We start from the raw sequence: 8,648 nt of genomic DNA, 5'->3' as shown, positions 1-8,648 counted from the left end.
TTTTATTATACCCCCCCCCTGTATTTTTGTCAACAAACCCATTAAAAAAAATAGATGGTAGTAACTACCATCTATAAGCTTAATTAATCAACTTTAAATTGTATAAATATAGGGTCATGATCACTAAATGAACCTTGATCTAAAGTAAATTCAGAATTTACTCTAATAACATCAATATTTACATTATTTTTATATTTTTTATTTATCATTATATTATCAAGAGTTTGAGAAGCACCTTGATATACATAAGTATATCTTTCATTTTCAGGTAACTCAGATATTACATCTATCAATTCATCACCATTAATGCTTTTTATAGTTTTAGAAAATTCAAAATCATTCATGTCTCCAAGTACTATTACTGTAGCGTTTTCATCATTACTTAAAATTTCTTTTACAAAACTATTTATATGTTCAGCTTGAGGTATTCTTACTTCTTCTGATTTTCTAATAACTGGGTGATTAACTCCATAAACCTTATCGTCTGATCTCTTAGATTTTAAATGGTTAGCTATTACAAATATATTCTTACCATTAAATTCAAATTGAGCTACTAAAGGTTTTCTAACTTCTTCCCATATTTGAGCCTGATTTCCTATTCTTCCAGGATTATATGTTAATTTAACATTACCTTCTTCTTTAATAACCTCAGTATCATTCATTGCATCACCTTGGTTATAGTAAGGTAAGTTAATTCTATCTTTTCTGTATAATATTACATTACGTATATGCATTTCTGACCAACCACCATCTTTACCATCTATCGGGTCAACACTAACAAATCCATAATCTATTCCTGTTTTTTCTTTTATAGCTGCAACAACAGCACTCATATTTTTTTCTGAAGAAACTACTGAACTTCCTTTTTGTCCATCGTCATCTCCAACTTCTATTAATCCTAAAATATCTGGTGTTTGTAAAATAGTTGCAACTTGATTTGCAAGTTCATCTACTCTTTCAGGAGCATCTACATGTGAAAAGTTTTCTATATTATATGAAACAACGTTTAACATTTGTTCATCATATACGTATTTATTTTTATCAGGTTTAGTCATTCCATCTATTATACCAGGGAAAGCTGATGTTGGATATAATCTGTATTCTCCATGTTCATAAAATACTATACCTTCTATATCTCCAGCAAATCTGTCTCCAGGATTTGGACTAATATTATTTTTAAATTTACCTTTTTCAACTAAGTTCCATGGATTTGTGTTTACAGTTATTCTTTGAGTTTGTTCTAATTCATAGTTATTGTATACTACTCCACCATTTATACTTCTAATACCAGCATACATTCCATCACTTGGAATAATTGTTATATCTCCATATTTTTCTTTAAATCCTGTAATAACTGGTTTTTTTATTTTAATTAAAACTCCCTCAAGTGATTCATAATAATCCATTGCATTTTTCTTTATATCAAGCATTTTTTTATCACCATTATGAACTTTTTTAGGTATATCCTTACCTGTATGCTCTAAAGGTTTAACTTTTAAATTTCTTTTAAGTATTTTTATACTTTTTGATTGTATAGAAGTTATAGGTGGTTGAGTTTCATCGACTTTAGTAAAATATATTTCTTTTACTTGACCATCAACAGTAACAAGATCTCCAACTTTAACATCAATCCCATTCTTATTTTCTACATAAATTCCTTCGGAAGTTCTCGGATCTCTGTCATATCTTTGTGACTGCATAAAAAAACCATTATTGTATCTAGTTTTTTTTAAAGCAGTTACTATACCTCTAACTTTAGTTACATTTTTGTCTTGATAACTAGAGTACATACCTTTACCTTGTATTTCTGAAATAGTTTCTGATATAGAAATTCCAGATAATGAAAGTAATAATGATAAAAATAATATTTTTCTTTTCATTTAAATTCACACCCTTCTTAGTTTGCTTCCTATATTATATCTCTTTTTTATTAATTTTGGTAGTGTAAATTATATAAAAAATTGTAATCTACTTCTTATACTCAAATTTAGTATTCTTATTTTTACCTTGAATTGCCATATCTGTCATACTTCCTTTAAAGTACATTAACTCATCAAACATTTTATCAGCATCTTTTTTCACATTTTCTGCTTTCATTAATCCAAGTTTATTAGCATATCTAACCTTTTCTAAACCTCTTTTGGAATTTATAATCCTATCCTCTTCTTTTAGCATAGTAATAAATTCATTTTCTAACTTATCCCAATAAGTTTTTACACCTAAACCATATCTAATTCTATCTTCTCTTGAAAGTATATGAAGTCCTTTCATCGCCCAATACATAGAATCTCTATTAAATTTATTTGCATCTACACTGTAACTTTTATGTATCTTAGTTATATACTCATAATATGGTATAAATACAGAATGTTCTACTGTACCCATAGCAAGCCACATAACTGTAGGTGCATTTTCTCTAATTTGAAATATATGAGCTTCTAAATTAGTATCTGTTCCTATAGCTCTTATCTTACCCTTATTATCAAGAGTATCTACATCATAATCTGTTCCTTGATATCTATATCTTAAAAAATTCATTACATCCTTAATAGAAATCTTCTTATCCGGCTTTCTGAAAAGTTCATAAGCAATTTCACCATTATGTTCTACTGGTAATAATGGACAGAAAAGATTTTGCCCAAGTGCTATTCTATCATAATTATACTTAGAATGAACTTCCCTGTAAGTAAGTGCTAAGTGGAATTTACCATCAACTGTTTTAGAAAGTCCATTACTTTCAGGTAATTTTTGTATATCTTTAGAAGCAATTACATCCTTATTTTTAAAATCATAACTTCCTAAATAAAAAGCATTAGGTATTATTGCATAAACATCATTTGGAACCTTAACTGCTGCGTATTGATGTCCAGTATAAATTTCCATATACCACATTTCATTCTTATCTGCAAATACTGTAACATTACCTTCCCCAGCCCCTACTTTTTCAATTATATTTGCAATTATTTCTACTGCATGTCTAGCAGTTTTAGCCTGCATTAATACAAGGGAAGCTATATCTGGTTCTGTTAACCCTCCTTTAACATATGGATCTAATTTAAGGATATCATCATTAGCATTTGCTGAAACTGTTGCAGAAACACTTACTCCTAATTCATTAATACCAGCTTCTCCAAATACTCCATAGCTAGGATCAGCATCGGGAATTAAACTATGTCTTAATGCATTTTTAGGATAAGCCCACTTAAATCCTGTATCTGGATTTATAAACATTTCCCCTGATTTATATTTTCTGGCTTCAACTATCATAAACTTTTTAGGATTAACTCCTTTAAGGTCTTCATTTCTTGCATAAATCATTGATCCATCAACAGTAACATCACGTCCTGCAATAAAACCTGTACAAGCTAAAGATTGTATAGAAAAAAGTAATAGTCCTAAACATAATATTCTTTTCATAGTATTATCCTCCTAAAATATTTAAGGGTCCTTTCGGACCCTAATGTATAAATAAGAAACTGAGATTTATATAAACATCATTGCACCCGTTAATATTACTATATTAAGTATAAATATCACTACTAGTAATTTAAATACCCATTTAAAGTATGTTCCATATTCAACTTTTGCTGCTGCAAGTCCACCCATAACTACTCCAGAAGTTGGTGTGATTAAATTTATTAATCCACAAGCTCCTGAGAATATCATGATAATTACTTCAACACTGAATCCTAAATTTTTAGTTAATGGTGCAAGTATAGGAACAGACACTGAAGCAAGTCCTGATGTAGACGGAATAAAGAATGATAATACCATATATAGTAAATATGATGCAGGAGCGAATATTAGTGCAGATAATCCAGATAATCCCTGTGATGCCATATTTAGTATAAATTTATCTAAATATGTAACTGACATTAACACTGAAACCCCTCTTGATAGAGCTATAATTAACACTACTGATAAAATATCTGCTGCTCCGAATATAAATGAATCAACTATTTCTTTTTCGCTAAATCCATTTACTATACCTATAATGATTCCTATGAAAGTAAACCACATTGATAACTCACCAAAATACCATTCTCCAAGTGATGAACCTGTTAAGAATGAACTCCAACCTTCAAATATATGTATATCATACTCTGCCCAAACTATTAATGAAAGTATCATAATAACAAATGAGAAAGCAAATATTCCTAGTGTAAGTTTATGTTTTCTAGTAAATTCTATATTTGAAAAATCAACATGTCCAAAGTGTTCTTTCATAGCTTTTTGTTCTTGTAAAGAAAGAATAATAGAACCTTTATCTTCTTTAACTTTTCTAGCATAGTTCATTACATACATTATAGCAGGTACTAATGTTGTAATCCAAAGTATAATCCCTAATAATACTACTGTACCATTTGAAGGATTAGCTCCTGCACTTTTGGCAGCATCTAAAGCCACCCCTATTGCAAATGGATTAACTGTTGATCCTAATACCCCAACTCCAGCCCCAAGTAAAACTGTAGCTGCTGCTACCATAGTATCAAATCCAGCTGCCACCATAGTTGCTGATATTAAACCATAGAATGCTATAGATTCTTCAGCCATACCATAAGTAGATCCACCTATAGAAAATAATATCATTAATATAGGAATTAACAGTAATTCTCTACCTTTTAATTTTTTAACTAAAGCTCCAACTCCAGCATCTAATGCTCCAGTTTTAGTAACTATACCTAAAAAACCACCAAGTAATAATACGAATACTGCAACATCTATAGCATCTTTAAATCCATTAAAAGTAGCCATAAATACATTAGATAATGATGCTCCATTTACTCCTGTTGCAAGTGATATATTTTCTTTTAACATTTCAGCTGTAACATCTTCTGGTAATTTAGGCAATACTCTTGTAACAAGAGCTATTAATATTAATAGTATGAATATTATCGTGAAAGCCGATAACGATTTACGTTCTTTTTTTTCACTCATATCTATTTCCTCTTTTCTTCTTATTATTTTTTAATTAATGTTCCTGTTTTTCCTTGTAGTGCTATAGATGCATTTTCAAGTGAAGTTATTAAAGCATTTCCTCCTGAATTTTTAACAAAATCTAAACATGCTTCAACTTTTGGTAACATAGAACCTTTAGCAAAATGCCCTTCTTCTATATATTTTAATGCTTCTTCTACAGTTAATTCAGATAATTCTTGTTGATTTGGTTTATTAAAGTTAATACATACTTTATCAACGGCAGTTAATATAACTAACATATCAGCATTAAGATCCTCTGCAAGTTTAGCACTTGATTTGTCTTTATCTATAACAGCATCTACACCTTTTAATCCTGTCTCTGTTTCTATTACTGGTATACCTCCACCACCAACGGTAATAACGATATTTCCAGCTTCAATTAATTGTTTAACAACATTTAATTCTATAATTTTAACAGGATTTGGCGATGCAACTACTCTTCTATAACCACGTCCAGCATCTTCAACAAAAGTAAATCCTTTTTCTTTTTCTATTTCTTCTGCTACTTCTTTACTATAGAACATTCCTATTGGTTTAGTTAAATTTTTAAATGCTTTATCTTCTTTATCAACTAAAACTTGTGTAACTATAGTTGCTACTTCTTTATCTATATTTTGAGATTTTAATTCTTCTCTTATAGCTTGTTGTAAATGATAACCTATATAACCTTGGCTCATCGCTCCACATTCTGCAAATGGCATATATGGAGTTTTTACTTCACCATTTGCTGCATAATCCATTGCTAAATTAATCATTCCAACTTGTGGACCATTTCCATGTCCTATTATTACTTCATATCCTTCTTTTGCCATTGATACTATTGCTTTGGCTGTTCCTCTAACTAATTCTAATTGTTCTTCAGGATTATTTCCTAAGGCGTTTCCACCTAATGCTATAACTAATCTTTTACCCATATTCCACCCCTATTTTAATGTAGCAAACATTACAGCTTTAATTGTATGCATTCTATTTTCTGCTTCATCAAATACTTTAGATTGTCTACTTTCAAATACTTCATCTGTAACTTCCATTTCAGGTAATCCAAATTTAGCATGAATTTCTTTACCTATAGTAGTTTTTAAATCATGGAATGAAGGTAAGCAATGTAAGAAAATAGCCTCTTCTTTAGCATATCCCATAGCTTTTTTATTAACTTGGTATGGACTTAATAATTTTATTCTTTCTTCCCAAACTGAATCTGGTTCTCCCATAGATACCCATATATCTGTATAAATTACATCAGCATTTGTACATCCCTCTTCAACAGATTCTGTAAATCTTACTGTAGCTCCATTTTCTTTAGCTATAGATTCACATTTAGCAATTAATTCTGCTTCAGGTTTTAATTCTTTTGGTCCACATGCTGTGAAGTTTAATCCAAGCATAGCACAAGCAACCATTAATGAATTTGCAACATTATTTCTAGCGTCTCCCATAAATGTGAAATTTAAACCTTTTAAATGTCCAAAATGTTCTTCAATAGTTAACATATCTGCTAACATTTGAGTTGGATGGAACATATCAGTTAAACCATTCCATACAGGAACTCCTGCAAAATGAGCTAATTCTTCAACTATTTCTTGAGAAAATCCTCTATATTCAATACCATCATACATTCTTCCTAATACTCTTGCTGTATCTGCAATACTTTCTTTTTTCCCCATTTGTGAAGAACCTGGATCAAGATAAGTAACACCCATTCCTAAATCCATTCCTGCAACTTCAAATGCACATCTTGTTCTTGTAGAAGTTTTTTCAAATAATAATACTATATTTTTTCCTTCTAAATATCTATGTGGTGTACGAGTTAATTTTAATTCTTTAAATTTTTTAGATAAATCTATTAAGTATCTAACTTCTTCTGTACTGAAATCTAATAATTTTAAAAAGTGTTTTCCTTGTAAATTTTTTGGCATATAAATCTCCTTCTTTTCTTATACATTATTTATTTAATTAATTTTCTTCTCTTACTAATGGCATAGACATACATCTAGGTCCTCCACGTCCTCTTGATAATTCCGCACTTGGCATCTCAATAACGTTTATACCATGTTTTCTTAATAAATCGTTAGTTACATCATTTCTTTCATAAACTATAACTTTACCTGGAGCTATACATAAAGTATTTGATCCATCGTTCCATTGTTCTCTTTCAGCAGCTATTCTATCTCCACCACCACAAGGTATTAATGTAACTTTAATTCCCATATATTCTTCTAAGATATCTTCAAGTTTTCCTTCTTTAGGCGTAACTTTAACTTCTTTTCCATCTCTTTTTAATTCAAATACTTCTAATGGTCCTAAAATTGCAGGATGTACACTAAATTTATCATGATCTATTTGAGTAAATACTGTATCTAAGTGCATCCATGCTCTACTTTCTGCAATTCTAAATGCAAGTATTGTTTCTATATGAGAATTTGCTTCATCAAATAATAAAGTTTTTGCTGCTAAATCTATAGCTGCAGCTTCAGTTCTTTGTGAAATTCCTATAGCTAATACTTTATCGTTAATATTTAATACATCTCCTCCTTCTATATGGAAAGGATTAGTTCTATCATAGAAGAAAGTAACTTGCCCTTTATATTCTGGATGATAGTGGAATATATAGTAAGCATAAATAGTTTCTCTATTTCTAGTTACTGAATACATTCTATTTAAGATTACTCCATTTTGTGTTGAAGCAAACGGATCTCTTGTAAAGTATAGATTAGGCATAGGATCTAAAATTAATTCAGATGGATCATCTAAATAACTAACTAGATCTTTTCTCGGAACTTTAAGTTCTGACATGTTAACACCTTCCATAGTCTTAAGAACCATTTCTTTAGTATTTGTGTAACTTAAGAAAAAGTTTAATAACGCTTCTTTATACACTTCAAGTTGAACTCCACCTTCTTCAATAAATTGTTTTAAAAATTGAACTTTTAATTCATGAGAAGTATCTAAAGTTTCAGCAACTAAATCTTCTAAATAAACAACTTCGACTCCATTTTCTCTTAAAATCTCAGCAAATCTATCATGTTCTGCTTGTGCAACTTTTAAAAAAGGTACATCATCAAACAGTAATCTTTCAAGTGTATCAGGTGTTAAATTTAATAATTCTTTACCTGGTCTGTGTAATAATACTTTTTTCAAAGTGTTAATTTCACTTCTTACATTAATAACCATACATCTTCCTCCTACATATTTTGTATTCTATTAAAGTATATCTTCAAAATTTGTTTTAGTATGGAAAATTTTTATATATTTTTTTGTAAAATATGTTCAACTTTTATTTTTAAATAAAAAAGACCCCTAAGGGTCTTATCATCTAACCTCAATCTCCACTCTTCTATTTGATTGTTTACCTCTCTTATTCTTGTTTGTCTCTACTATATTATTATAGCCACTTGAACTTACCTTTACTATCTCTACCTTTAATCCATGTTCCATTAACTTCTCTAATACCTTATTTGCTCTCCTTAACCCTAACTCTAAATTTAATTCCTCTCCTGATGTACTATCTGTATATCCTGTTATATACAACTTCCTATCTCCATATCCTCTATTTAACTCTTCTAATATCTCTTTTAATCTCTTTATCTGTTCATCTTTTAATTCTGATTTACCTACAACCTAACCTGTTAGTGTATATAACTTAAATTAATTCATCTTTCTTTCTTCTA

The 8,648-nt window shown here is 29.6% G+C and carries 6 protein-coding genes and 1 pseudogene; all 7 read right to left on the bottom strand.

All coding sequences use genetic code 11. The features are described 5' to 3' along the window. Nucleotides 1-83: 83 nt before the first annotated feature. Complete coding sequence (locus tag BUE91_RS02495) at nt 84-1,880, bottom strand: endonuclease/exonuclease/phosphatase family protein (RefSeq protein WP_073507845.1); 1,797 nt, start codon at nt 1,878-1,880, stop codon at nt 84-86. Nucleotides 1,881-1,968: 88 nt separating this feature from the next. Next, on the bottom strand, nt 1,969-3,417 hold the full coding sequence (locus BUE91_RS02490) for a C69 family dipeptidase (protein WP_073507844.1): 1,449 nt from the start codon (nt 3,415-3,417) through the stop codon (nt 1,969-1,971). Between the two features lie 66 nt (nt 3,418-3,483). Continuing rightward, complete coding sequence (locus BUE91_RS02485) at nt 3,484-4,938, bottom strand: YfcC family protein (RefSeq protein WP_073507843.1); 1,455 nt, start codon at nt 4,936-4,938, stop codon at nt 3,484-3,486. A gap of 23 nt (nt 4,939-4,961) precedes the next feature. Next, nucleotides 4,962-5,894, bottom strand: a complete 933-nt coding sequence (gene arcC, locus BUE91_RS02480; RefSeq protein WP_066900538.1) for a carbamate kinase — start codon at nt 5,892-5,894, stop codon at nt 4,962-4,964. 9 nt (nt 5,895-5,903) lie between these two features. Next, nucleotides 5,904-6,896: an ornithine carbamoyltransferase gene (argF, locus tag BUE91_RS02475; protein ID WP_073507842.1), complete on the bottom strand. Its 993-nt coding sequence runs from the start codon at nt 6,894-6,896 to the stop codon at nt 5,904-5,906. Between the two features lie 37 nt (nt 6,897-6,933). Beyond that, on the bottom strand, nt 6,934-8,151 hold the full coding sequence (gene arcA / locus BUE91_RS02470) for an arginine deiminase (RefSeq protein ID WP_066900533.1): 1,218 nt from the start codon (nt 8,149-8,151) through the stop codon (nt 6,934-6,936). Between the two features lie 138 nt (nt 8,152-8,289). Continuing rightward, nucleotides 8,290-8,580 (bottom strand): annotated as a pseudogene (locus BUE91_RS06890) (OmpA family protein); the annotation flags it as partial. Nucleotides 8,581-8,648 lie beyond the last annotated feature (68 nt).

The sequence above is a fragment of the Streptobacillus notomytis genome (assembly GCF_001902585.1).
In the GTDB taxonomy this organism is placed as follows: Bacteria; Fusobacteriota; Fusobacteriia; order Fusobacteriales; family Leptotrichiaceae; genus Streptobacillus; species Streptobacillus notomytis.
The sequence above is the reverse complement of the archived record's forward strand: the minus strand, read 5'-3'. Positions and strand labels throughout refer to the sequence as shown.